This window comes from Methylovorus sp. MM2 (assembly GCF_001648895.1).
In the GTDB taxonomy this organism is placed as follows: domain Bacteria; phylum Pseudomonadota; class Gammaproteobacteria; order Burkholderiales; family Methylophilaceae; genus MM1.
Window position 1 is genome coordinate 336,060 of record NZ_LXUF01000001.1, and the last position, 24,051, is coordinate 360,110.

The 24,051-nt window shown below is 45.9% G+C and carries 25 protein-coding genes; 13 read left to right on the forward strand and 12 right to left on the reverse strand.

What is annotated here, in order from left to right; all coding sequences use genetic code 11:
* Positions 1-7: 7 nt before the first annotated feature.
* From A7981_RS01460 to A7981_RS01480, 5 genes are all read left to right on the forward strand, one after another.
* Positions 8-517, forward strand: a complete 510-nt coding sequence (locus A7981_RS01460) for a shikimate kinase (protein WP_067262977.1) — start codon at positions 8-10, stop codon at positions 515-517.
* 3 nt (positions 518-520) lie between these two features.
* Complete coding sequence (gene aroB, locus A7981_RS01465) at positions 521-1,600, forward strand: 3-dehydroquinate synthase (protein WP_067262980.1); 1,080 nt, start codon at positions 521-523, stop codon at positions 1,598-1,600.
* Positions 1,597-2,724 (forward strand): deoxyguanosinetriphosphate triphosphohydrolase, encoded by a 1,128-nt coding sequence (locus A7981_RS01470; protein ID WP_067262982.1) that lies wholly within the window; start codon positions 1,597-1,599, stop codon positions 2,722-2,724. The genes aroB and A7981_RS01470 overlap by 4 nt, the downstream gene beginning before the upstream one ends.
* A gap of 290 nt (positions 2,725-3,014) precedes the next feature.
* Entirely contained in the window at positions 3,015-4,235 is a 1,221-nt protein-coding gene (locus tag A7981_RS01475) for a porin (protein ID WP_067262985.1), read from the forward strand.
* 111 nt (positions 4,236-4,346) lie between these two features.
* Positions 4,347-5,507, forward strand: coding sequence for a class I SAM-dependent methyltransferase (locus tag A7981_RS01480; protein WP_067262986.1), 1,161 nt, complete (start codon positions 4,347-4,349; stop codon positions 5,505-5,507).
* A gap of 51 nt (positions 5,508-5,558) precedes the next feature.
* On the opposite strand, the gene ntrC is transcribed toward A7981_RS01480, so the two are convergent.
* The 4 genes from ntrC to glnA form a co-directional block, all read right to left on the reverse strand.
* On the reverse strand, positions 5,559-6,947 hold the full coding sequence (gene ntrC, locus A7981_RS01485; protein ID WP_067262989.1) for a nitrogen regulation protein NR(I): 1,389 nt from the start codon (positions 6,945-6,947) through the stop codon (positions 5,559-5,561).
* Between the two features lie 26 nt (positions 6,948-6,973).
* Positions 6,974-8,056, reverse strand: coding sequence for a nitrogen regulation protein NR(II) (gene glnL, locus A7981_RS01490; RefSeq protein ID WP_067262991.1), 1,083 nt, complete (start codon positions 8,054-8,056; stop codon positions 6,974-6,976).
* Positions 8,057-8,095: 39 nt separating this feature from the next.
* Positions 8,096-8,599, reverse strand: coding sequence for a hypothetical protein (locus A7981_RS01495; protein WP_067262994.1), 504 nt, complete (start codon positions 8,597-8,599; stop codon positions 8,096-8,098).
* Between the two features lie 125 nt (positions 8,600-8,724).
* Positions 8,725-10,134 (reverse strand): type I glutamate--ammonia ligase, encoded by a 1,410-nt coding sequence (gene glnA, locus A7981_RS01500; RefSeq protein WP_067262997.1) that lies wholly within the window; start codon positions 10,132-10,134, stop codon positions 8,725-8,727.
* Between the two features lie 245 nt (positions 10,135-10,379).
* Between glnA and A7981_RS01505 the strand changes: the two genes are divergently transcribed.
* The 3 genes from A7981_RS01505 to mtgA are packed head-to-tail and all read left to right on the forward strand — an operon-like array spanning position 10,380 to position 12,351.
* Positions 10,380-10,835: a rhodanese-like domain-containing protein gene (locus tag A7981_RS01505; protein ID WP_067263000.1), complete on the forward strand. Its 456-nt coding sequence runs from the start codon at positions 10,380-10,382 to the stop codon at positions 10,833-10,835.
* A 2-nt stretch (positions 10,836-10,837) separates the two neighbouring features.
* Positions 10,838-11,662 (forward strand): shikimate dehydrogenase, encoded by an 825-nt coding sequence (gene aroE, locus A7981_RS01510; protein WP_067263002.1) that lies wholly within the window; start codon positions 10,838-10,840, stop codon positions 11,660-11,662.
* Positions 11,659-12,351, forward strand: a complete 693-nt coding sequence (mtgA, locus tag A7981_RS01515) for a monofunctional biosynthetic peptidoglycan transglycosylase (RefSeq protein WP_067263005.1) — start codon at positions 11,659-11,661, stop codon at positions 12,349-12,351. The genes aroE and mtgA overlap by 4 nt, the downstream gene beginning before the upstream one ends.
* A gap of 4 nt (positions 12,352-12,355) precedes the next feature.
* On the opposite strand, the gene A7981_RS01520 is transcribed toward mtgA, so the two are convergent.
* Positions 12,356-12,592 (reverse strand): DUF2798 domain-containing protein, encoded by a 237-nt coding sequence (locus tag A7981_RS01520; RefSeq protein ID WP_067263008.1) that lies wholly within the window; start codon positions 12,590-12,592, stop codon positions 12,356-12,358.
* 61 nt (positions 12,593-12,653) lie between these two features.
* Entirely contained in the window at positions 12,654-15,467 is a 2,814-nt protein-coding gene (gene uvrA, locus A7981_RS01525) for an excinuclease ABC subunit UvrA (protein ID WP_067263011.1), read from the reverse strand.
* Positions 15,468-15,539: 72 nt separating this feature from the next.
* Here uvrA and A7981_RS01530 point away from each other — a divergent pair, with 72 nt between their 5' ends.
* The 4 genes from A7981_RS01530 to A7981_RS01545 all read left to right on the forward strand — a co-directional run bounded on the left by A7981_RS01530 (position 15,540) and on the right by A7981_RS01545 (position 18,653).
* The gene (locus A7981_RS01530; protein ID WP_067263015.1) at positions 15,540-16,925 is read left to right on the forward strand and encodes an MFS transporter; all 1,386 of its coding nucleotides are present in this window, start codon (positions 15,540-15,542) and stop codon (positions 16,923-16,925) included.
* Position 16,926: 1 nt separating this feature from the next.
* Positions 16,927-17,421 carry a single-stranded DNA-binding protein gene (locus A7981_RS01535; protein ID WP_067263020.1) on the forward strand — a complete coding sequence of 165 codons (495 nt, stop codon included), beginning with the start codon at positions 16,927-16,929 and terminating at the stop codon, positions 17,419-17,421.
* 119 nt (positions 17,422-17,540) lie between these two features.
* Positions 17,541-17,873, forward strand: coding sequence for a TfoX/Sxy family protein (locus A7981_RS01540; RefSeq protein ID WP_067263023.1), 333 nt, complete (start codon positions 17,541-17,543; stop codon positions 17,871-17,873).
* A 15-nt stretch (positions 17,874-17,888) separates the two neighbouring features.
* The gene (locus A7981_RS01545; RefSeq protein ID WP_067263025.1) at positions 17,889-18,653 is read left to right on the forward strand and encodes an alpha/beta hydrolase; all 765 of its coding nucleotides are present in this window, start codon (positions 17,889-17,891) and stop codon (positions 18,651-18,653) included.
* A gap of 108 nt (positions 18,654-18,761) precedes the next feature.
* Here A7981_RS01545 and A7981_RS01550 read toward each other — a convergent pair whose 3' ends face one another.
* Both A7981_RS01550 and A7981_RS01555 read right to left on the reverse strand, forming a co-directional pair.
* Complete coding sequence (locus A7981_RS01550; RefSeq protein WP_067263027.1) at positions 18,762-19,289, reverse strand: Spy/CpxP family protein refolding chaperone; 528 nt, start codon at positions 19,287-19,289, stop codon at positions 18,762-18,764.
* 189 nt (positions 19,290-19,478) lie between these two features.
* Entirely contained in the window at positions 19,479-20,180 is a 702-nt protein-coding gene (locus tag A7981_RS01555; RefSeq protein WP_067263030.1) for a pirin family protein, read from the reverse strand.
* Between the two features lie 171 nt (positions 20,181-20,351).
* Between A7981_RS01555 and A7981_RS01560 the strand changes: the two genes are divergently transcribed.
* Positions 20,352-21,269, forward strand: coding sequence for a LysR substrate-binding domain-containing protein (locus A7981_RS01560; protein ID WP_067263033.1), 918 nt, complete (start codon positions 20,352-20,354; stop codon positions 21,267-21,269).
* Positions 21,270-21,330: 61 nt separating this feature from the next.
* Here the strand turns inward: A7981_RS01560 and A7981_RS01565 are convergent, their stop codons facing one another.
* From A7981_RS01565 to A7981_RS01580, 4 genes are all read right to left on the reverse strand, one after another.
* Positions 21,331-21,903 carry a YceI family protein gene (locus A7981_RS01565; protein ID WP_067263036.1) on the reverse strand — a complete coding sequence of 191 codons (573 nt, stop codon included), beginning with the start codon at positions 21,901-21,903 and terminating at the stop codon, positions 21,331-21,333.
* 86 nt (positions 21,904-21,989) lie between these two features.
* Positions 21,990-22,559 carry a YceI family protein gene (locus A7981_RS01570; RefSeq protein WP_067263039.1) on the reverse strand — a complete coding sequence of 190 codons (570 nt, stop codon included), beginning with the start codon at positions 22,557-22,559 and terminating at the stop codon, positions 21,990-21,992.
* A complete protein-coding gene (locus A7981_RS01575; protein ID WP_067263042.1) occupies positions 22,559-23,113 on the reverse strand; it encodes a cytochrome b in 555 nt (184 codons plus the stop codon). Before A7981_RS01575 ends, A7981_RS01570 begins: the two co-directional genes overlap by 1 nt.
* Positions 23,114-23,155: 42 nt before the next feature.
* Positions 23,156-24,046: a pirin family protein gene (locus A7981_RS01580; protein ID WP_067263045.1), complete on the reverse strand. Its 891-nt coding sequence runs from the start codon at positions 24,044-24,046 to the stop codon at positions 23,156-23,158.
* Between the last annotated feature and the right edge of the window lie 5 nt (positions 24,047-24,051).

A 24,051-nucleotide genomic window follows, 5' to 3' on the forward strand; every position in this document is an offset into this window, starting at 1 on the left:
ATTTTTTATGGATGGAAATATATTTTTAGTCGGGTTGATGGGTGCAGGGAAAACCACTGTCGGTCGTATTTTAGCCAAGCATCTCAATAAAGATTTCTATGATACTGATCACGAGATTGAACGGCGTACTGGTGTTAATATCCCGCATATATTTGAAGTTGAGGGCGAGGTCGGGTTTCGTCGACGCGAGGTGCTTGCCATTGGCGAGCTAGCCAATATGCAGAATGTCGTTTTGGCGACAGGCGGTGGTGCGGTATTGATGCAAGAGAATCGTACGGTTTTAAAAACACAGGGAGTCGTGATCTATTTACGTGCAAATGTCCATGAACTATGGCTTAGAACCCGTAATGATAAAAATCGGCCATTGTTGCAGCATGGGAATGCGCGAGAAAAGCTCGAACAGCTTTTCGGTGAGAGAGATCCTTTATATCGTGAAGTTGCATCGCATATCGTAGATACTGGCGGTTATCCTGTTAGTCATATTGTGCAGCAAATTGAAAATCTACTAGTTAAATAAATTATGCAAACACTACAAGTTTCACTTGGTGAAAGATCTTATCCGATTCATATCGGTGAGCACCTGCTTGAGCAAGCGCAGTTAATTATCCCGCACTTAAAGCGGAAACAGGTTGCGATTGTTACTAATACAACCGTTGCGCCATTGTATTTGGAGAAGTTGGCGCAGCCCTTACGCGAGGCTGGCGTATCGGTAATAGCTATTATATTGCCGGATGGCGAGGCTTATAAAAATAGCGATACGCTTAATTTAATCTATGACGCACTCTTAAAAAATAGATGTGAACGAAGCACCACGATTATTGCTTTGGGCGGTGGTGTTATTGGTGATCTAGCAGGCTATGCGGCTGCAACCTATCTCCGCGGCGTGCCATTTATACAAGTGCCTACTACCTTGCTATCGCAAGTTGATTCTTCTGTGGGTGGTAAAACCGGTATTAACCATCCACTTGGTAAGAATATGGTGGGTGCATTTTACCAGCCTCAGCTCGTATTAGCGGATATCAGTACGCTGAATACTTTGCCTGCGCGTGAATTATCTGCAGGTTTGGCTGAAGTGATTAAGTATGGGTTGATTCGCGATTTTCCATTTTTTGAGTGGCTTGAATTACATATGAATGAGCTTGTTAGTTTAGATTCAGCAGCGCTCAGCTACGCCATCTATCGATCATGTGAAAACAAGGCAGAAGTGGTCGCTGTTGATGAGCGCGAAAGTGGTGAGCGCGCTTTGTTGAATCTTGGGCATACTTTTGGACACGCAGTTGAGAATGCAATGGGCTACGGCGTTTGGCTGCATGGCGAAGCCGTTGCGGCAGGTACCATGATGGCTGCTGATCTTTCGCGTAGGATGGGCTGGTTGAACAGCGAAGAGTATGTGCGTATTGGCAATATTCTAAAAGCGGCTAATTTGCCGATAGAGGCACCCGATTTGGGGGTCGAACGTTATCTTGATCTAATGGGGCTTGATAAGAAAGTCGTAGACGGAAAAATCCGATTCGTTTTGCAGCAAGGCATCGGTAAATCTGTAGTGACTAGCGAGTATGACGTTAACCTGCTCAAGGAAACATTAAGTCTTTCATCATGAATGATCTAGCAAAGTATGCTGCTAACCCCGAGTTTAGTCGCGGGCGCCATTACAAGGAAAATGATCCTCAAGGACGTAATCAATTTCAGCGTGACCGTGACCGCATCATTCATTCGAGCGCATTTAGGCGGTTGGAATATAAAACCCAGGTATTCGTAAACCACGAGGGCGATTTATTCCGAACGCGTCTTACGCATAGCTTGGAAGTTGCACAAATCGGGCGTGCGATTGCGCGTACTTTAGGGGTGCATGAAGACTTGGTTGAAGCTATTGCATTGGCCCATGATCTTGGGCACACCCCTTTTGGCCATGCGGGGCAAGATGCACTGAATGAGTGTATGAAGGATTATGGTGGGTTTGAGCATAATCTTCAGTCATTACGTGTGATTGATTATTTAGAGCAGCGTTATGCAGATTTTGACGGATTGAACCTCACATTTGAATTACGTGAGGGTGTGTTAAAGCATTGTTCCGTCAAGAATGCGAAGCTGTTAGGTGATGTAGGTCAGCGGTTTCTGGATAAGACTCAACCTTCTTTAGAGGCGCAGGTGGCCAATCTAGCTGATGAGATAGCTTATAACAATCATGATGTGGATGATGGTCTGAGGTCTGGGCTCATTACACTTGAGCAACTTTCAGAAGTGCAGATTTTTGCTGAACATTTAGCTGCTGTGCGTGAGAAACACCCGGCACTACATGATCGACGTTTAGTGCATGAAACAATACGCAGGATGATTAATGCGCTGATCGTTGATCTTTGTGAAACCAGCTACCGTCATATTGAAGAGGCCAATCCACAAAGTATTGAGGATATTCGTCAACTGCCACAATTGATCCAGTTCAGTAACGAAATGTATCAAAGGCAGCTGGAGTTAAAGCGCTTTTTGCGAAAGAATCTTTACCAGCATTATCGTGTTCATCGCATGAGTGCGAAGGCACATCGTATTATCAGCGAGTTATTCAGTATATTCATTGCAGATACTCGATTGCTGCCAGATGAGTTTCAGGAATATGCCGCTGATGATAAGCCCAGAGCGGTTGCAGACTACATAGCCGGTATGACAGATCGCTATGCAATACGTGAACACCGTCGCTTATTCGCCATAGAAGAGCAGACTTTCTAGCACTTCAACAACGTAGTTCCTCCCTAAAATAATCTAAGTATTCATTAAATCCAATCCAGAGATGGAGCAATTATCTCGTCCATACGAAGTTACATTTTGTTGCATATAAGCAACACTTGTAACCATATTATCTTAATATGTAAATAATTGTTGCAGAGGTTACAAATCGTTAGCATACTCACGTCTAAGCTTTCCGCTAGGGAGGTGTGCAAATTCTCTTCGGGTTTGTAATAAAAAAAACTCTAGCAAGGCTGAAGAGACTTATTTAAAACGCTTTTGGAGATAATTACATGAACAAGAAATTAAGCATGGCAGTTGCTGGTGCAGTAATGGCATTCGGTGCATCTGCTGCAAATGCAGGCATCATCATCCCAGCAGGTGACTGGACTGTGGATATTGGTGGTAACGTTAACGCTTACTACACACATACTAAGTTCTCTGGTGACATCGAATCAGGCACTTCTGGTGCTTTTACTAACAAGTCAGCAAACACTGTGCAAACAGGTCTTTTGCCTTCAGCACTTGGTATCGGCGCTAAAACACGTCAGAACGATCTGGACATTGCGTTCCAATTCACATTCTTCACAGGTTCTGATTCTGGCGGTCAAGGTTCAGGCGGCAATAACAGCTTAAACATTCGTCAAGCTTATTTGACATTTGGTGATAAGAGCTGGGGTACTGTTAAAGCTGGTCGTGACTTAGGCATCTTCGCTTCTGACGCGATCCTTTCAGACATGACGTTGTTAGGCGTAGGTTCTGGCGCTGGCCATAACGGTACATCAACACTAGGTCGTATCGGTTCTGGTTACATGTACGCTGACTGGGTTGGTCAAATCAGCTACACATCACCAAACTGGGATGGCTTCAGCTTCGCCGGTGGTTTACGTCAAGGTTGGACTGGTGGCGGTGTGGGCTCTGATCAAACAAACAGCAATCTTGGCTACGAAGGTAAAGCTAGCTATGAGTGGACTGGCGATTACGCTGGTAAAGTCTGGGTTGGCGGCATCACTCAAAAACACGAAGGTACTGCAGTATTTGATAGCTACACATCACGTGGTATTGATCTAGGCGGTAAAGTTAGTTTAGCTGGTTTTGGTTTGGTTGGTTACTACTATGATGGTAAAGGCTTGTCTGGTAACGGTAATACCAATACTGGTTCAGCTGGTCTGAATGGTAACAACATCATCCTGAACGGCTTTAACTTCCTTGGCAGCAACGGTAAGACTGATGACAAGGGCGGATACGTTCAAGGTACATACATTGTTCCTGGCGTAGGTACTAAACTTGGTGCTTCTTACGGTGTGAGCAAGTCTGACGCTGATGTTGGCAACAATAACTTCAAGAACAGCTCGTGGATCATCGGCGCTTACCATCCTCTGACAAAGAGCTTGAACCTTGTTGCTGAATACACAGTAAACAAGATCGAAGGCACAAATGCTAACGGTACTGGTACTGATAACCTAGATGGTAAGGCTAAGACCATCTCTCTAGGTGCGATTCTGTTCTTCTAGGATTAAATCTTAGGATTACTTGAAGCTTGAACGGCACCGTAAGGTGCCGTTTTTTATTGCCCAAATTGTTATACTCGTCATTGTGATAATAGTTAAAATTTAAGAATGCAAATGACTAATCAAAATAATAAGCCTTCTCAGCTTCAACTGATGCAGGCATTGCAGGCCGCACATCAATTTCATGCTGCGGGTCAATTTTCTGATGCAGAGCGCCTGTGTGGAGAAATATTAACTGTCTTGCCAAAACAGGCAGATGCCATTCACTTGTTGGGTGTGATGGCATTGACTGATGGCAATATCGATAAAGCAGTTAATTACTTCGAGCGCGCGATTAAGCAAAATCCAAAGAATCCGCAGTTTTATTGTAATTTGGGGTTGGCTTTTCATGAGCAAGGATTTTTATCTGAGGCTACTAACAATTATCGTAAGGCCATAACGTTGGATGCGCGATATACGGATGCCTATTACAATCTGCATGCGGTTTTGATTAACAATAAAGACTTTAGCCAATCGATTTCGTGTTTACAGCAAGTATTGAAACTTAATCCTTATGATACTGAAGCACAGCTTATGTTGGGTATATTGTTAGATTACTCAAAGCAATATGAGCCCTCAGTTGCGTTGCTTCAAAAGCTATCGAATATTTCCCCACTCATGGATGCAAGGTTGGATGCTTGGCATTACTTCAAATCCTTAAGTCATCTCCCGAGCATTCTGGGTAGTGGGTTTGATATTTTTAAGATGGCAGTGTCTGCGGCAGATGTGAAGGGGATGGTGCTAGAGTTTGGTGTGCGTCATGGAAAATCAATTAAACAAATAGTGAAGTTGGTGGGGCAAGAAGTGCATGGATTTGATAGCTTTCAGGGTTTGCCTGAGGCATGGCATAAAGAGTCTAAAGGGAGCTACTCTACAAAAGGATTGATACCTAAAGTTCCTCCCAAGGTCAAACTGCATGCGGGATGGTTTGATGAATCGCTCCCGAAGTTTCTTGAGAGCCACCCTGAACCTGTCAGACTGATTAATATTGATTGTGATATCTATAGCTCAACCAAAACTGTATTAACAATACTTGCTCCGCAAATCGTCGTAGGCAGCGTTATTGTCTTCGATGAGTACATGGGTAATGAGCATTGGCGAGAAGATGAATTTAAAGCATTCCAAGAGGCGGTAAGCGAACATGGATGGCAATATGAGTATCTATGTATCAGTTTCTTTACTAAACAGGTAGTTGTTAGAATTACCGAGATCAAACCATCAATGACACTTAGCTAATTACTCAGATGGCTACAGTAATGCAAAAAGGCACCTATAGTGCCTTTTTGCTTATTCTTCAATGCTGAGTTCTTGAATTTTTCGGGTCAGGGTATTTCTACCCATGCCTAACTGATTGGCAGCTTCTATACGGCGTCCGCCTGTGTGAGAAAGCGCTCGGCTAATGAGTATCTTTTCAAACTCACGTGTGCGAGTTTCAAGTATCTGTTGTTCCCCACGGTTTAAGGCATCCATGACTTCTGATGCGAGCGCTTCTTGCCAAGATGATGCACTGAGTGGTTTTGCGGAATCTTCTTTGAGTTCTGGTGGAAGGTCGGCGACGTCAATATTCTGGCCTGGTGCCATAACGGTGAGCCAGTGGCACACATTCTCCAGTTGGCGAACATTTCCGCTCCAACTCATGGTGGCCAGGTAACGTAACGCTGCCGCAGAGGGTTGTTTGGTTTCAACATCCAAGTCTTGTGCGCTTTGCTGTAGAAAGTGTTTCACTAACAAAGGTACATCTTCGCGGCGTTCACGTAATGGAGGTAGGCGTAAGCGGATGACATTCAAGCGATGGAATAAGTCTTCGCGGAACAAGCCAAGTTTTACCCGCTCTTCAAGATCTTGGTGCGTTGCGGCGATGATGCGTACATTCACCTTGACTGGTTGGTGGCCGCCTACACGATAGAACTGACCATCGCATAATACGCGTAGCAGCCTTGTTTGCAGGTCAGATGGCATATCGCCGATCTCATCTAAAAACAAAGTACCGCCATCTGCTTGCTCGAATCGTCCACGTCTAGCTGCTTGAGCGCCAGTGAAAGCGCCGCGCTCATGACCGAACAGCTCAGACTCTAACAAGTCTTTAGGAATAGCAGCTGTATTGATGGCGATGAATGTTTTATCAGCACGTGGGCTATGACGATGTAATGCACTCGCGACGAGTTCTTTGCCTGTACCTGATTCACCGTTGATGAGTACGGTTGCATGAGAGCGACTTAAACGGCCAATTGCGCGAAAGACCTCTTGCATGGCTGGCGCCTGACCTATGATCTCAGGCGTTTCTTCTACCGAAACTGTTTCGGTAGCTTGGCGCATGCTCTCGTCCACTGCACGGCGAATCACTTCAACTGCCTGATCTACATCAAATGGTTTTGCAAGGTATTCAAACGCACCGCCTTGAAACGCAGCAACTGCGCTTTCTAAGTCCGAATAAGCGGTCATAATAATGACGGGAATATCCGGCAGACGTTCTTTCATGACTTGCAGGAAATCGAGGCCGGACCCATTGGGCATACGGATATCACTCACCACAACTTGCGGTTGGTCGTGATCCAATGCGTTGATTGCTTCGGGTACCGATGCAAAAGTTTTATATTCCAAGTCTGTGCGCGCAAGCGCCTTTTCAAATACCCAACGTATCGATTTGTCGTCGTCTATAATCCAAATTGATTTCATGTTTTGCCTGTCTTGATGATGACTACTTATTGTCTTGCGATATAGCCCTTCATGGCCGTTGTCTCGATGGGTAACAAGATAGTGAAGCAGGTAGAGCCTTCCTGACTATCGCACTCAATCATGCCATGGTGCTGCGTAATAAATGTTTGTGCCAGCGTTAACCCTAGCCCTGATCCACCTTCACGACCCGAGACTAGGGGGTAGAAAATACGATCTCGGATATCGGCAGGAATGCCTGGGCCGTTATCGATAATTTGTAGTTTGATGGCAACGCGGTAACGTTTTTTTGCCAGAACGACTTGTCGTTCTGCACGTGTCCTTAAGATAACACGTCCTTGCCCTTGCATCGCCTGAACAGCATTTCTTGCGATGTTTAATACCGCTTGAATGAGCTTTTCGCGGTCACCGATGACTTCGGGCAGGCTCGTATCATAATCCCGTTGGACCAATATTCCTTTGGGAGATTCCGCTAGCAACAAACTACGTACGCGCTCCAGTACCTCATGAATATTGGTGGGTTCATATTTTGGCATACGATGGGGGACTAATAATCGATCCATCAACGATTGCAGACGATCAGCTTCTTTGATAATGACTTGCGTATATTCGCGCAGGTTTACCTGTGGTAACTCATGCTCAAGCAATTGTGCCGCGCCACGCAGTCCGCCTAACGGGTTGCGAATCTCATGGGCAAGATTGCGTAACAGTTCTGCATTGGCTTGCTGCTGGATGAGCATACGCTCTTCGCGTGCAATCCTTAATTGTTGATCCATCTGCTGAAACTCGAGTACCAGACAGCTCGGCGTCATGTCGATAGGCGTGACCGTACACGTGACAGCAATGGTATTTTGCCGAATCGTAGTGATGAGGAATTCATGTTCACGAAATGGGCTATGGTTAACGATGGCATTCTCAACGGCAGAATGCAGAATTTCGCATTCCGGGAACACTTGGGCCAAGCTCTGCCCGGTTATTTGCTTGGCGCTGATGCCGAAAAGTATCTCAGCCCCCGGGTTTGCATAGGCCACGTTACGTAATTCATCGAGAACGATAACGGCAGTAGCGAGATGTTCAAGACCTGCGAATGATGAGGGGATGTTCTGAGCCATAATTCTGGATAAGCAAAAGCTAGGCCAGACGAGCGTATGTTATCTGGTGGAATCTAGCTCTTTTTGCAGCAATTGCACATTCTTCTCATGCGAGGATACTTCGTTTTTCAATCGCTCGAGATTATCTTCATACTTGGCGATTTTGCCAGACTCTCTCACGTTGGATGCACGATATACACCGGCGTTGGCTTGGTTCTCGGCGTAGGTTTTTCTTGATTCTTCCAGTGCCAGTTTCTCTGTGGCCAATTCATCTTGCAATATTTGTTTGCGTTTATTGTCCCGCAGGTTTTGTGTCTGTTTGTCTACACGTGGGAAATCTGATGGCGTCGGTGTGCGTACGCGATTACTCGGTTGAGCTTTTGAGTCACTGGCTGGTGAATCGCCAATCAATAAAAGTTTACAGTTCTTATAAGCCGCTTTTGTTTTGCTATCTGCAAAAGCAGGTTGCCCTGCATCATCAAAACATTTATAGATGTCTGCTGCAAATATGAGCTGGCTCGTGAAAAGATAGGCGGCAAAGACAATCAGTAACGTTATTTTCATGATTGGAGTGTAGTTGAGAATATAAGTGCAGGCAACGCGTGGTGACGATATTTGGTTAATTTGGGAGCATATGCAAATAAAAAGGCGGGCAATGCCCGCCTTTTTAAAGTATCAATCCAGCAGTATTAGATACTGTAGTACATGCTGAACTCAATTGGATGCGGTGTTTGACGCAGTTTTGTCACTTCATCCATCTTAAGGTCGATGTAGCTGCTGATCCAGTCTTCAGAGAACACACCACCGCGAGTCAAGAACTCGTGGTCTTTTTCGAGCGCTTCTAATGCTTGCTCGAGTGAAGATGCCACTGTTGGAATCGCTGCATCTTCTTCTGGCGGAAGATGGTACAAGTCTTTAGTTGCAGGCTCACCTGGGTGAATCTTGTTCTGAACGCCATCAAGACCTGCCATCAGCAATGCGCTGAATGCCAAGTATGGGTTAGCTGTAGGATCTGGGAAGCGTGCTTCAACACGACGTGCCTTATCAGAGTGAACGAAAGGAATACGAATAGAAGCAGAACGGTTCTTGGCAGAGTAAGCCAACTTAACTGGAGCCTCAAAGCCTGGAACCAGACGTTTGTATGAGTTAGTGCCAGGGTTGGTGATCGCATTCAACGCACGTGCGTGCTTGATGATACCGCCGATGTAGTACAGTGCAAATTCGCTCAGGCCAGCGTAGCCGTTACCTGCGAACAGGTTCTTGCCATCTTTCCATACGGATTGGTGAACGTGCATACCTGAACCGTTATCGCCAAACATTGGCTTAGGCATGAAAGTCGCTGTTTTTCCGTAAGCATGTGCAGTGTTCTGTACAACGTATTTCAGGATCTGAGTCCAGTCAGCACGTTTTGTTAAAGTGCTGAATTGTGTACCGATCTCACATTGACCAGCAGTTGCTACTTCATGGTGATGAACTTCAACAGGCACGCCCATCGCTTCAAGTGTCAGGCTCATTGCTGAACGGATGTCTTGCAATGAATCGACTGGTGGCACTGGGAAGTAACCGCCTTTGATACCAGGACGGTGACCGGTATTGCCGCCTTCGAACTTCTCGCTAGATGCCCATGCGGCTTCTTCTGAGTTGATCTTTACTGAGCTACCGCTCATGTCAACTGACCAGTTGATTGAGTCGAAGATGAAGAATTCTGGCTCTGGGCCAAAGTAAGCCGTATCGCCCAAGCCGCTTGACTTCAAGTAAGCCTCAGCGCGTTTTGCCAAGCTGCGTGGGCAACGGTCATAACCTTTGCCATCAGTAGGGTCAACCACGTCACAGCTTAAGATCAGGGTTGGCTCGTCCATGAATGGATCGATGTTTGCAGTATCTGCATCTGGCATCAATTGCATGTCTGAAGCTTGAATGCCTTTCCAGCCAGCGATGGATGAACCATCAAATGCGTGGCCTTCAGTGAATTTTTCTTCATTGAAAGCTGAGATTGGTACTGTAACGTGTTGTTCTTTACCACGGGTATCAGTGAAACGGAAATCAACGAATTTAATATCGTTTTCTTTCACCAGTTTCATTACGTCGGCGACCGCCATTTGATTCTCCTAAATGCAGTTTAGAATTAATAAAATAAGACACGTTGAACTAGCAGGAAACGTGCCCGCAGGGAAAAGCTGGATTCTCATTTTTACACATAAGGTTAGAAAAGAGAATACTGATTGACGCACCAAAAAAGAGCCATCGAAAAGATGTTGGCCTTGTTATGGTGCATATAGGCGATTGTGCAGATTTATCGCTATACTCTGCAATCATCCTACATATATTACTAAAAGGATAGGTCATGGAAACCTTAACTAAAATATTACAAAAAGCGAAGCAACGTGCTGAGGAAAATAACCTTCCCTACGCGGGGGCATTGACTCCGCAAGAAGCTCAACAGGTATTGGATTTAACAAAATCGGCCCGTCTTGTTGATGTACGGAGTCGTGCAGAGATGGAGTTGGTCGGACGGATTCCACAGGCAACCAGTATCGAATGGGCATTTTATCCCGGGTGGGAGCCTAATCAGGATTTTGCTGCGCATCTTGAAATGCAGCTTGATCGTGAATCGCTGGTGATGTTTATTTGCCGCACTGGTGGGCGCTCACACAACGCTGCAGCGCTTGCCAACAAGCTTGGCTTCACTGAAGCGTATAACGTACTTGAAGGTTTTGAAGGCGCTGCTGACCCTGTTACCAAGCAACGTGGCAATATTAATGGCTGGAAAGTCGCCTCACTGCCGTGGACGCACGGATAACAATGTCCAGCAGGTTTGCAGTGATTGGTAACCCAATCGAACATAGTAAATCACCGATAATCCATCATGCATTTGCCACGCAGATGGGTATCGAGGTCGATTATGGGCGTGTGTTATCTCCCCTTGATAGGTTTGTAGAGACAGTTCAAACCATGCGTTTGGAAGGTTATCGAGGTGCGAATGTGACTGTACCGTTTAAGCTTGAAGCTTTTAATCTTGCTAACCAACTCACCGAACGCGCGCACGATGCTGGTGCAGTCAATACATTAGTTTTTTATGAAAATGGGATTGCTGGCGATAATACTGATGGTATCGGGCTTGTTCGTGATATCCAGCAGAACCTGAAGATCGATATCAAGGATAAACGCGTGCTTTTGATTGGCGCCGGCGGCGCAGCGGAGGGTGTTTTGCATCCTGTGCTTGAGCAACAGCCCAAGCTTTTGGTGATTACCAATCGTACGTTGGATAAAGCATTGAATATGGTGAAAAAGGTTGAAGATAAAGAAAGTTTACGCTTTGTATCTGTGAATGCGCATGCATTTGAAGATATCGCGAGTCATTCTTTTGATATTGTCATCAATGCGACTTCGTCTGGCTTAAGCGATTCTGAATTGCCTTTACCGCCTAGCATCTTTGCCCAACAAGCATTGGCCTATGACATGATGTATGGGCGTGAAACCCCGTTTATCCGTTTTGCAAAGCGGCATGGTGCTGGGTTGGTTGCCGATGGCTTGGGCATGTTGGTCGAGCAGGCAGCAGAGGCATTTTATCTATGGCATGGCGTCATGCCTAAAACTGCCCCTGTGATTGCTAGCTTACGCTCATGACATTCAAACAATTCCTGCTGCGCGGCATACTGGCCTTTATCGTCCTGATTATCTTGTATCAACTTTGGATATTCCTGCATATCTGTTGGTGGGTGAACCATAACCCCTCATCGAGTGCATTTATGCAGGATCGATTGGAGATTCTGCAGGAAGATAATCCAAATGTTGAATTGAAGCATCAGTGGGTCGAGTATAAAAAGATATCAATCAATTTAAAAAGAGCCGTAATAGCTTCAGAAGATTCAAAATTCATAGACCATGAAGGTTTTGATTGGGACGGTATTCAAAAAGCGTATGAGAAGAACATGAAAAAAGGCAAGATCGTGGCTGGCGGCTCTACCATTAGCCAGCAACTTGCAAAGAACCTGTTTCTCTCGACCAAGCGCACGCCTTGGCGCAAGCTGCAAGAAGCTGCTATCACGTTGATGCTGGAGCAGATGATGAGCAAACGCCGCATCTATGAGATTTACCTAAATGTCATCGAGTGGGGCAACGGTGTCTTTGGGGCCGAAGCAGCGGCAAGGCATTATTTCCGCACAAGTGCTAGCGGGCTTGATGCATCTCAGGCTGCTAAATTGGCAGCGATGATTCCCAACCCAAGGTTTTACGATAAACATCAAACTGCGCGCGGGTTAGCCAGAAAAACTGGCATTATTCAGGTGCGGATGAATCAGGTGACTGTTCCCTGATTGACTAACTATCTTCAGCTTGGGTGACCAACGCCGCCAGTTTGCGGGCAATTGGGGCAACGATGGTGATAGCAGGGAATGCAATGACCCAAGCAGTTGCAAATGCATGCATCCAATGATAGAAAAATGCGGCATTTAGCCCGATGAGCAGAGCAGTTAAAACGCCTGACATAATAAATGCCATGAGCATGGACATAAAAAATGCAAAGGCTAGATGCGCATATTTCTTAGGTAATTTCATCGTACTATTCCAGCTAAATTTTAAATTCAGACGAAGTGTTAAATTTCAACTCCGCTAAGTATTAAAGCATCGGTTTCAGGTATTTCCCCGTGTAGCTTGCATCACTTGCAGCTACTTTTTCTGGCGTGCCTTCTGCGATTACCATGCCGCCACCATCACCACCTTCAGGCCCCATGTCGATCAACCAGTCCGCCGTCTTGATTACATCAAGATTATGCTCGATGATGACGATGGTGTTGCCGTGGTCGCGTAAGCGGTGCAATACATCCAGCAGTAACTGGATATCAGCAAAGTGCAGGCCAGTGGTCGGTTCATCGAGAATGTACAAAGTGCGCCCTGTATCGCGTTTGGAAAGCTCAAGTGCCAACTTCACGCGTTGCGCTTCACCGCCTGATAATGTAGTAGCCGATTGGCCTAGCGTGATATAGCCCAAACCTACGTCTAGCAGTGTTTTTAGTTTACGTGCGACCACAGGTACAGCGGCAAAGAATTCATGTGCCTGCTCGACTGTCATGCCTAGCACTTCATGGATGCTCTTGCCTTTGTAATGAATCTCCAGTGTTTCGCGGTTGTAGCGGTGGCCTTTACATACGTCGCAAGGTACATAGACATCGGGTAAAAAGTGCATCTCGACTCTGATGACGCCATCGCCTTGGCAGGCTTCACAACGACCACCTTTTACGTTGAATGAATAGCGTCCGGGTCCGTAACCGCGTGCACGACTTTCTGGTACGCCAGCGAATAGATCCCGTATCGGCGTGAATAGGCCTGTATAAGTTGCGGGATTGGAACGTGGCGTACGGCCAATCGGGCTTTGATCTACATCGACGACCTTATCGAAGAACTCAAGCCCTGTAATCTCTTCGAACGCTGCAGGTTCTGTAGAGCTGCCATATAAATGCTGGGCTACTACACGGTAAAGCGTATCGTTGATGAGTGTAGATTTACCTGAACCCGAGACACCAGTCACGCAGGTCAGCAGGCCGACGGGCAGATCCAGTGTCACATCTTTTAAGTTGTTGCCAGTGGCGTGAGTGAGTTTGAGCCAGCGCTTAGGGTCAGGGGCATGGCGTTTTTTCGGCACATCGATTTTTTTGGTGCCGCTGAGGTATTGCCCGGTCAGTGAGTTCTTGTTTGCCTGTATCTCTGCAGGCGTGCCTTCTGCGACGATGTGGCCACCGTGCTCACCGGCGCCGGGGCCGATATCCACCACATAATCAGCGGCCATGATCGCATCCTGATCATGCTCGACGACGATCACGCTATTGCCGATATCGCGCAGGCGAACAAGGGTTTCCAATAGACGGTCATTATCCCGCTGATGCAGGCCGATGGATGGTTCGTCCAGCACATACATCACGCCAGTCAAACCTGAACCGATCTGTGAGGCTAGACGAATACGTTGTGCTTCGCCGCCCGAGAGGGTTTCTGCCGAGCGTGACAGCGATAGATATTCAAGGCCGACATTGGTTAGGAATTTAAGGCGGTTGCTGATTTCTTTCACGATCTTGTCAGCAATTGCTAGCTTTTGGCCTGTTAATTTAAGGGTATCGAAGAAAGTGAGTGCTTGCTTTAATGGGGCTTCACAGACTTCGTGGATATTCTTTTCGCCCACTTTGACATGGCGTGCCTCACGACGTAGTCGCGTGCCACTGCAGTCAGGGCAAGATTGTGAATTCAGATATTTCGCTAGCTCTTCGCGTACGGTGAGAGAGTCTGTCTCGTGATAGCGTCGTTGCAGATTGTTCAATATGCCTTCGAATGTATGGCTCTTTTGATAGAACACGCCACGCTCATTGAGGTATTTGAATGAGATGGGTTCTTTACCGCTACCTTGTAATAACACATGCTGAATGTGCACTGGTAGTGTCTCAAATGCTTCTTCCAAATCAAATTTATAGTGATTAGCCAAGCTTTGCAGCATCTGGAAGTAGAACTGGTTACGTTTGTCCCAACCCTTGATCGCGCCAGCGGCCAGTGACAAGTGAGGAAATGCGACAACGCGTTTAGGGTCGAAAAAACTGATCTGACCTAAGCCATCACATTTGGGGCAGGCGCCCATTGGGTTATTGAACGAGAATAAGCGGGGCTCGAGTTCAGCTAGTGAGTAATCGCAGGCAGGGCAGGAGAATTTGGCTGAAAAGAGCAGCTCTTTACTTGTGTCCATCTCTACAGCAATGGCTTTGCCTTCTGCCAAGCGTAATGCAGTCTCGAAAGATTCCGCGATACGCTGCTTCATATCGACGCGTACTTTTAGGCGGTCGACCACCACATCCACTGTGTGTTTTGTAGTCTTCGCCAGTTTTGGCACTGCGTCAATTTCATACGTCTCACCGTCAACGCGTACACGTACAAAACCTTGGGCTTTGAGCTCTTCAAACAGATCGACCTGCTCGCCTTTGCGGTTGCTCACTACAGGCGCAAGAATCATCAGCTTGGTGTCTTCTGGCAGTGCTAAAACACTATCCACCATCTGGGAGACGGTCTGTGCTTCTAGTTTGATGCCGTGATCTGGACATTCTGGATCACCAGCACGTGCGTAAAGCAAACGCAGGTAATCGTGTATCTCTGTGACTGTGCCAACGGTAGAGCGTGGATTGTGCGAAGTAGATTTTTGTTCGATAGAGATCGCAGGCGATAGGCCTTCTATCAAATCGACATCCGGTTTATCCATGCGAGCCAAAAACTGTCTGGCATAGGCGGATAATGATTCTACATAACGCCTCTGGCCTTCTGCGTACAAGGTATCGAAAGCAAGTGAGGACTTGCCTGAGCCGGATAATCCCGTGATCACAATCAGCTTATTGCGTGGCAGGTCCAGTGAAACATTTTTCAGATTGTGCGTGCGTGCACCGCGTATGCGAATGTAATCCATAAACCTTGACTGACGTTAGAAGTGGCAACCTGCTAATATACGCAATTTACCGCGTTAATTTCAAATTTTTTCATGTCCCAAACAGATCGTATGTCCCCCATAGAGTTACGCGCCAGCATGAGCCTTGCATCCATCTACGGATTACGCATGTTAGGCATGTTTCTTATCCTGCCGATTTTCTCTATTTATGCTGAGGCATTACCCGGTGGAAGTGACCATTTACTGATCGGCCTGGCATTTGGTGCATATGGTCTCACACAGGCGATTTTTCAACTGCCATTCGGCATGGCATCTGATCATTTTGGCCGTAAAAAGCTAATCTATATCGGATTGGTGATCTTTGTCATCGGTAGCGGGGTAGCGGCTTGTGCCAATGATATCTACACATTGATCATCGGGCGCTCTATACAAGGGGCTGGTGCTATCTCTGCTGCGGTGACAGCACTTGTGGCTGATCTGACACGTGAACAGAACCGTACCAAAGCAATGGCGATGATCGGCATCACTATCGGTATTACATTTGCACTTTCACTTGTGTTGGCACCGGTCTTGAACCAATGGATAGGCGTGCCGGGTATTTTTGCGCTCACCGCAATACTGGCAGCCTGTGCGATTCTGACGGTGAAGTTCTTGGTGCCTGACCCTATTGTCAGTCGCTTTCATTCTGACGCGGGCACAGCACCAAAGCAGCTCAAGGAAGTATTGAAGAACACCCAGTTACTCAGGCTAAATTTTGGCATTTTTGCTTTGCATGCTGCACAGATGGCCATGTTCATCGTTGTGCCATTTGCGTTGAAGCAAGCCAGCGGTATGAATGAAAATCAGCATTGGCAGGTGTATCTGCCAGTCGTATTAATTGGTTTTGTCATGATGGTACCAGCCATCATTTATGGTGAAAAACGAGCGAAGTTGAAGCAGGTATTCGTTGCAAGTATCGTCATCATGTTAGGCGCACAACTTTTATTTGCATCGATGATCAGCCAGTTCTGGGGAATCGTCGCCTCACTTGCTTTGTATTTTCTGGCGTTTAATATATTAGAAGCCATTTTGCCATCTATCATTTCAAAGATTGCACCAGCGGCTTCAAAAGGCACTGCTATCGGGGTATTTAACACAACACAATCCCTCGGGATTTTTGTTGGTGGCGTGGCTGGTGGATATTTATCTAGCTTATCGCATGATCATGGCTATCAATTTGTATTCATATTTTGTAGCATATTGATGATTGCATGGTTAGTTAGTGCGGCAACCATGAAAGCCCCACCTGCAGTTAAGAGCAAGATGTATCATCTACCGGAAGCAAAAACCGTGGATGCACACCTGCTTGGTGCGCAGCTTGCAGCGTTGCCCGGAGTGAAAGAATCAGTGGTATTGCCGGATGAAGGTCTGGTGATGCTTAAAGTAGATATGCAGCCCGGCTTCGATGAAGCCGAAGTGTTGCGGTTGATAAAGGAATAATATGGCGTCGGTAAATAAAGTGATTCTTGTTGGTAACCTTGGACGTGATCCGGAGATTCGCTATATGCCTTCAGGTGATGCACTGGCATCGTTCAGCATTGCGACAACAGATAACTGGAAAGATAAGAACGGCCAAAAACAAGAACGTACCGAATGGCATCGCATCTCCATGTTTGGCAAGCTGGCTGAGATTTCCGGTGAGTATCTCAAAAAAGGTTCTTCCGTTTACATTGAAGGCCGTTTGCAAACCCGTAAATGGCAAGATAAAGAAGGTAACGAGCGCCAGACCACAGAAGTCGTCGCTGATCGTATGCAGATGCTTGGTGGACGTAGTGGTGGAAATACTTATGAAGTGATGGATGAAGACCAATCTGCACCTTATTCAAATCAAGAATCATCGCCAGCGCCAGCGAAGCGGCCAGCCGCTGCGCCAGCTGCGGCTAAGCCAGCTGGCGGATCAAACTTCGATGATTTTGATGATGATATTCCGTTCTAAAGCGTACCTATAAAAAGCTGTAAACTAAACCCCATATGTTTTTGATATATGGGGTTTTTGTTTGATTAAATGCTTATGGATTTAACATCAATAAAGGTGGCACATCAGCTACTGCAGACATGACAGAATTCACCGATTATCTAAGTGAAGTATTTAGGCAGTTTGGTGCTGTCCGTGTGCGTAAAATGTTTGGTGGATATGGGTTGTACCATGATGGAGTAATGTTCGGGCTGATTGCTGATGAAGTGCTTTACCTAAAAGCGGATGTATCAATCGCACATTATTTTGAAGCAAAGCATCTAGGTCAATTTGAATACAAGCGCGAAGATAAGATCGTAAAACTATCTTATTATCTTGCGCCAGAAGAAATATATGATGATGCCGATGAGGCAGAAACGTGGGCGCGGCGATCATTTCAAGTCGCTTTTCGAAATAAGAAAACTAAGAAATAACTATTACCTCGATCAATGAAATCGCAAACGCTCATTATTAAAAATAACGCTGGACTAAACCTGTCTGCAAAAATCGAGATCCCAGAAGGCGAAATGATCGGCCTAGCTATCATTGCTCCAGCCTTGGGGTGTACAAAAGATATTCTTATTGCATCCAGAACGGCACGACGCTTACTCCAATATGGAATCGCCTCTTTACGTTTGGATTTTACAGGGCTTGGGCAAAGTGATGGTGATTTCTCTTTAACGAATCTGGATACTTATATCAATGATTTAGTCAGTGTTGCAGCTTGGTTGAGAGAAAATGTAAGGGCGCCTGATTTGTTGATTGGGCATAGCTTTGGTGGTCTTGTATCGCTGTGCTCATGTGGTTTAATCCCTGAGGTGAAAGCTTGCGTCACCATTGCGACACCGAGTGATCCGACGCATATTTTGAATATCATCGGCCAACAAAAAAGTCATGAGATCGAGCAGCATGGCTCCACAATCGTTGAGATCAATAAAGAGAATTTCACACTTCGTAAGCAATTTATAGAGAATGCAAAAACATTTAACATCCTGAATACACTTGGCGGCCTCAAAACCCCGCTTTTAGTCATTCACTCACCTCGGGATGACATGGTGCCCATCAGTCATGGGCACGCTATTTTTGAGGCGGCCTCACATCCAAAAAGTTTCTTGGCGATAGAGGATGCTGACCATATGGTGTATGAACGCGCGGCTTCAGAATTTGTTGGAGACACCATAGGTTTATGGAGTACTCGATATCTCTTGGAGTAACTCTCCATTTTTAAAAGCACTTAAAGATTTAAAGTGCAAAACTAGATGCATTAAATAAATCAGGGCGACTTAGTCGCCCTGATTTATTTCTACAATCGCTATGAAAAACTAACCACGACTATGCTCTTGTTTTGGGGCGCCTTGACGGCGAGCGCGGTCATCCCATTTTTGTTTCTGCTCTGGTGTGAGTAGTGCATAAATCTGGTGCTTGGTCTCGCTATGCAATACGATCAGATCCGCTTGGATAACGGCTTGTTGGTTAGCTAGCTCTTGTACCTTTTTGCTGTCGTAAGTGGCGCCTTGGTTAGCTTCACGTAATGCCTTGGATGAGTCGCGTAATGCCTGAAATTTTTCATCACGTAACGGTTTTTGTTTTTCAAAAATCTGCTTAACTTGATCTTTTTGTTCTGCAGTTAAATCGAGCTTACGCAGATTATGCATATCGTGGCCCGCGAAACTTGGGCCGCCACGTCCACTAAATGGACCATGTTCACTATGGTTGTTGAATTCAGTTTTGTGGTTGTAATGTCCATCGCATTTTTCGCCATCGTTTGCATAGCTTGCCGCTGTGCCGAATGCAAAGAGTGAGGTGGCGAGTAAAGTGCTTAAAGCTAATTTTTGATGACCCAATTTCATTTCTATCTCCTAATGGTTAAGGCAGACTGCCTGTAAGAGATAAAACGAAACTGGAGATGAAATGGTTTACTTGCGTTGTGTAAAGTAATGTTAAGACTGAAACAGGCGCTGAATTTATCGGTTTTATTCGTACTAACCATTGCGATAGTTAAAACAAAAGCCCCGACTGGGGCTTTTGTTTTGTGCTGCTTAGTAAGGTAAATCGAATAACAATAGCTCTACTGCATTTGCTTTTGTAAACTCGATGACTGGTACATCTTTAATCTTTAGCGCATCACCAATACTTAGTTTTACGCCATTGACTTCAAGTTCACCGCGAATGGCATGCACATAAGCAGATCTACCAGCCCTTAACTCATGCTCGATATGGTCATCTTTATCTAAAATAGAAGCGTAGATGCTAGCATCTTGATGGATCAGTACAGAGCCGTCTCGCCCATCAGGTGAGCCGATGAGACGCAAGCTTCCATGTTTCGAGGCGGTGTCAAAATGCTTTTCCTCATAACTGGGTGGAATGCCTTGTACGTTAGGTTCTATCCAGATTTGCAGAAAATGCACCCGTTCATTCGCCGAGTGATTGAACTCACTATGACGAACACCGGTACCTGCACTCATGCGCTGTACGTCGCCGTAACGAATCACGGAACCTGTGCCCATGCTGTCTTTATGTTCAAGCGCACCATTCAACACATAAGTGATGATTTCCATGTCTTTATGGCCATGTGTGCCAAACCCTTGTGATGGTTGCACACGGTCTTCATTGATGACAACTAAAGGGCCGAATCCAAGTTGTTCCGGGTTGTAGTACTGACCAAAGGAGAAGGAATGGTTGGATTGTAACCAGCCATGATCAGCCGCTCCGCGTTGATTGTTTTTTAGTGTCTGTAACATGATCTTTCCTTTCCAGTTTATCTTTCCATTAGCCAATTTAATTAACATGCGATAATTTCGACTATTGATTTATTGAAATAACCGTATTTATTTAGGCGATGGATGTAGTATGTACTTAGTTATTCCGTTTGAAAAACGGAAAGATTATCAACCTATGATCGAAAATATCGAATGTTCAAAATATCATTAGATGCGCTTGAGGTGCTGGATGCTATAGATCGCTTGGGATCGTTTGCCGCAGCGGGTAATCAGCTGCATAAAGTGCCTTCCACTATTTCATATACGATTAGTAAGCTGGAGCAGGATCTCGGTGTTCAGGTGTTTGAGCGGCTCGGCCCAAAGGTGTCATTGACCAAGGCGGGTAGGGAATTGCTGCAAGAGGGGCGATACCTACTCAAGGCGGCGGAAGATTTGGAGCATAGGGTCAGGCGTGTCGCCTCTGGTTGGGAGACTGAGCTGACCATTGGGATGGACTCTGCATTTTCCCCAGTGAGTTTAATCGATGATGTAGTAGCATTTTGCGAGGTTGCTGATCGTACGCGCCTTAGGTTCTCACAGGAATCATTGTCTGGTACTTGGGAAGCGTTGTTGGATAGACGGGTTGATCTGCTGATCGGTGCGGTCGGGGAAGGCCCTTCGGGCGGTGGTTACAATACGAGCGTGATCGGATATACGCAATTCGTCTTTGCAGTCTCGCCGAAACATCCATTGGCTAGTGTTGATAAGGTACTGGATAAATCCGATCTGCATGCATATCGTGCAATTGTTGTGAGTGATTCGGTACGTAAGCTACAGCCGAGAACCGTCGGACTTCTGTTTGGGCAAGACACACTGGCATTGCCAAATATGCGCGCAAAATATGAATTTCAGTTGGCTGGTGTGGGCTTTGGATTCTTGCCGGAACCACTGGCTCGTGATGCTATCAATGCCGGGTTATTGATTGAAAAGCAGGTGAAAGAGCCAAGGCTGGCAGAACCTATCTCCATCGCATGGCGTACCAATGATGAAGGTGCCGGGTTAGTATGGTGGCGCGAGAGAATGCAGGGTTCGGATATTGTTTGTAAACTTTGGCAGGACGGTAACTTTTAGCGAAAATAAAAAAGCCCCCATGGCTAAAGCAGCTATCGGGGCTTTTTTAAAGCGTTACTAATTATTCTTTAACTGCTTCAACAGGAATCGTCAGGGTAACTTCATCGCTCACATATGGCGCATATTTGCCTGCGTTGAACTCAGAACGTTTGATCACAGTAGTTGCTGTCGCGCCGCAAGCTTCTTTTTTCAACATCGGGTGTGGCATGCACAGGAACGATTTTACGGTTAGTGTGACTGGTTTGGTCACGCCTTTTACTGTCAAGTCGCCATCAACAGATGCTACTTTGTCGCCATCGAAATTCACCTTGCTCGATTTGAATGTGATGGTTGGATATTTTGCAGTATCGAAGAAATCAACATCTTGAATATGTGTATTGAATAATGGGAAGCCGGTATTCACAGAGGTCGCATCGATGACGACATCGACACTGCCGGTTTTCGTAGCGCGGTCTAATGTGATCTTGCCAGTCGTTTTATCAAAACGGCTTAGCTGTTGTGAGTAGCCAAAATGGCTATATTCAAAACGCGGCATGCTATGGTTACTATCGATGTTGTATGTCTCTGGTGCTGCAAATGCAGCTGCTGAGAATAATAATGATGCCGTGATTGCTGCCAATGCTAGTTTGTTCATGGTGCTTCTCCTTAAAGTAATCAGTAGGTTTCAAGTAATGTGTTTATTGCATGCACTGCTTAAATCGATAAAGCTGGGTGTTAACTCTATTTTTTGGCCGCTGCCAGAATATGGAATTTGATCTGTATCTCGTTAGCGACTGTGCTGACATCTGCCCATTCGCCTTCACCAATGGCATAGTCCAGGCGCTTGATCGTGAATGCGCCGTCAAAACTAGCAGTGTTGGCATCTGGTTTGAAGGTGAAAGGGGTAGCAACTGCTAGCGTTTTACCTTTTATTGTCAGCTTGCCTTGTACTTCAAAGCGATTATTACCCAGTGGTTTAACGCCAGTAGAGACAAATGTGGCTTTCGGAAAAGCCTTGGTGTTAAACCATGCTTTTCCTACGACTTCATCATTGGCTTCATCTGACCCCGTGTCGATACTTGCGAGATCAATCTCGAATTTTGCTTGAGCGGACTCTGGTTTTGCCGGGTCGAAATCGATCTGTGCGGCAAACTTCTTGAATTTTCCTTCCAGCGGCACATTCATTTGTTTGTAGCCAAAATTGATGCTGCTTTTATCAGCAACTACCTGATTGAATTCCACTGCACTGGCGTGACCGCTCAATAGCAAAATACCAATCAATGCTAGATGTTTGATATAGATGCGGCTCATTATTTCTCTCCTAGATTAAACGGTAACATGCGACGCAATATGACGTCTTTATCAATAAAATGGTGTTTCAGAGCTGCCATGATGTGCATGCCAACCAATGCCAATAGGCTGAAATTTAACGTCTTGTGCACGATGACTAGCAGATTGCCTAACTCTCTATCCTTACTGATCAAATCAGGTAGCGGCAATATGCCGAACCAGACGGTTTGAAAACCTTTGGCTGAACTCATCAACCATCCTGATAGCGGCACAGCCACAATCAATACATAGAGCAGAATATGCGTGACATGACTTGCAAGTTTCTGCCATTGTGGCAAGCCAGCTGGCAGTGCCGGAGCCTGATGACTTATCCGCCAAAAGATGCGCAAGACAGCAAACAGGAATACCGTGACGCCTATCCATTTATGCCAACTAAACAGTTTAAGTTTATAGGGTGATAGGGGTAGATCATGCATGTAAACGCCAAGTGGAAACGCGATGAATATCAACAGCGCGATCCACCAGTGCAGGCTGATCGCAGTCATCGTATATTTTTGTAGCGAGTTAACTTGCATGCTCAACCCCTATTGTTTTTGGTATACGGCATCATCTACTTGCTAATGGATATTAGCAAACTGCCCGGACCGATAGTCATCAAGCGTTTGCAATATCTGCTCCTGCGAGTTCATCACAAAAGGACCATATTGGACGATGGGCTCATTTAACGGTTGCCCTGCAATCAATAATAGACGTGTTGCATTATCTGCCTTGATGATGACACCATCACTGTCGATATCGTTCTTCAGTATCGCCATATTCTTGATGGGTATATGCCGATTCTCAACACTTGCAGTACCGCGATATATGTATAGAAATGCATTAAAATCTGCAGGCAGCTTTTGCGTAAAACTCGTGCCCTCCGGCATATGGATATCCAGATAGATAGGCGCAGTGATATCTCGCTGTATCGCACCATCTACACCATGACTGCTACCCGCGATCACCCGTACCTTCACGCCTTGAGAGGTCGTAAATTCAGGAATCTCTTCGCTCTGGATATCGCGATACCATGGCTCTATCATCTTATCCTTAGCACTTAGGTTCAGCCAAAGCTGAAAGCCTTCCATGCTGCCTTCCTCTTGCTCAGGTAGCTCAGAGTGAATCACACCACGCCCAGCGGTCATCCATTGCACGCCACCTTGTTGTAGCAAGCCTTCATGACCTGCGCTATCGCGATGGCGCATACGTCCAGACAGCATATAGCTCACAGTTTCAAAACCACGATGTGGATGGTCGGGAAAACCACCGATATAGTCTTCAGGTTTGTCTGTACCAAATGCATCTAGCATCAAGAAAGGGTCTAATCTCCGCTGTAAGGGTTGCGTCAACACGCGTGTCAGTTTCACGCCTGCACCATCTGACGTAGCTTCGCCTATGATCAATTGCTCGATCACACGAGATTTCGAGATGGTTTCTGGTGAATATGAATTACGCACAGTATTTGTCATGATTA

What these genes read in the sequence shown, in the direction of transcription:
- A7981_RS01460 (WP_067262977.1), top strand. Translation starts at nt 8, where the DNA reads ATGGATGGAAATATATTTTTAGTCGGGTTGATGGGTGCAGGGAAAACC.
- aroB (WP_067262980.1), top strand. Translation starts at nt 521, where the DNA reads ATGCAAACACTACAAGTTTCACTTGGTGAAAGATCTTATCCGATTCAT.
- A7981_RS01470 (WP_067262982.1), top strand. Translation starts at nt 1,597, where the DNA reads ATGAATGATCTAGCAAAGTATGCTGCTAACCCCGAGTTTAGTCGCGGG.
- A7981_RS01475 (WP_067262985.1), top strand. Translation starts at nt 3,015, where the DNA reads ATGAACAAGAAATTAAGCATGGCAGTTGCTGGTGCAGTAATGGCATTC.
- A7981_RS01480 (WP_067262986.1), top strand. Translation starts at nt 4,347, where the DNA reads ATGACTAATCAAAATAATAAGCCTTCTCAGCTTCAACTGATGCAGGCA.
- ntrC (WP_067262989.1), bottom strand. Translation starts at nt 6,947, where the DNA reads ATGAAATCAATTTGGATTATAGACGACGACAAATCGATACGTTGGGTA.
- glnL (WP_067262991.1), bottom strand. Translation starts at nt 8,056, where the DNA reads ATGGCTCAGAACATCCCCTCATCATTCGCAGGTCTTGAACATCTCGCT.
- A7981_RS01495 (WP_067262994.1), bottom strand. Translation starts at nt 8,599, where the DNA reads ATGAAAATAACGTTACTGATTGTCTTTGCCGCCTATCTTTTCACGAGC.
- glnA (WP_067262997.1), bottom strand. Translation starts at nt 10,134, where the DNA reads ATGGCGGTCGCCGACGTAATGAAACTGGTGAAAGAAAACGATATTAAA.
- A7981_RS01505 (WP_067263000.1), top strand. Translation starts at nt 10,380, where the DNA reads ATGGAAACCTTAACTAAAATATTACAAAAAGCGAAGCAACGTGCTGAG.
- aroE (WP_067263002.1), top strand. Translation starts at nt 10,838, where the DNA reads ATGTCCAGCAGGTTTGCAGTGATTGGTAACCCAATCGAACATAGTAAA.
- mtgA (WP_067263005.1), top strand. Translation starts at nt 11,659, where the DNA reads ATGACATTCAAACAATTCCTGCTGCGCGGCATACTGGCCTTTATCGTC.
- A7981_RS01520 (WP_067263008.1), bottom strand. Translation starts at nt 12,592, where the DNA reads ATGAAATTACCTAAGAAATATGCGCATCTAGCCTTTGCATTTTTTATG.
- uvrA (WP_067263011.1), bottom strand. Translation starts at nt 15,467, where the DNA reads ATGGATTACATTCGCATACGCGGTGCACGCACGCACAATCTGAAAAAT.
- A7981_RS01530 (WP_067263015.1), top strand. Translation starts at nt 15,540, where the DNA reads ATGTCCCAAACAGATCGTATGTCCCCCATAGAGTTACGCGCCAGCATG.
- A7981_RS01535 (WP_067263020.1), top strand. Translation starts at nt 16,927, where the DNA reads ATGGCGTCGGTAAATAAAGTGATTCTTGTTGGTAACCTTGGACGTGAT.
- A7981_RS01540 (WP_067263023.1), top strand. Translation starts at nt 17,541, where the DNA reads ATGACAGAATTCACCGATTATCTAAGTGAAGTATTTAGGCAGTTTGGT.
- A7981_RS01545 (WP_067263025.1), top strand. Translation starts at nt 17,889, where the DNA reads ATGAAATCGCAAACGCTCATTATTAAAAATAACGCTGGACTAAACCTG.
- A7981_RS01550 (WP_067263027.1), bottom strand. Translation starts at nt 19,289, where the DNA reads ATGAAATTGGGTCATCAAAAATTAGCTTTAAGCACTTTACTCGCCACC.
- A7981_RS01555 (WP_067263030.1), bottom strand. Translation starts at nt 20,180, where the DNA reads ATGTTACAGACACTAAAAAACAATCAACGCGGAGCGGCTGATCATGGC.
- A7981_RS01560 (WP_067263033.1), top strand. Translation starts at nt 20,352, where the DNA reads ATGTTCAAAATATCATTAGATGCGCTTGAGGTGCTGGATGCTATAGAT.
- A7981_RS01565 (WP_067263036.1), bottom strand. Translation starts at nt 21,903, where the DNA reads ATGAACAAACTAGCATTGGCAGCAATCACGGCATCATTATTATTCTCA.
- A7981_RS01570 (WP_067263039.1), bottom strand. Translation starts at nt 22,559, where the DNA reads ATGAGCCGCATCTATATCAAACATCTAGCATTGATTGGTATTTTGCTA.
- A7981_RS01575 (WP_067263042.1), bottom strand. Translation starts at nt 23,113, where the DNA reads ATGCAAGTTAACTCGCTACAAAAATATACGATGACTGCGATCAGCCTG.
- A7981_RS01580 (WP_067263045.1), bottom strand. Translation starts at nt 24,046, where the DNA reads ATGACAAATACTGTGCGTAATTCATATTCACCAGAAACCATCTCGAAA.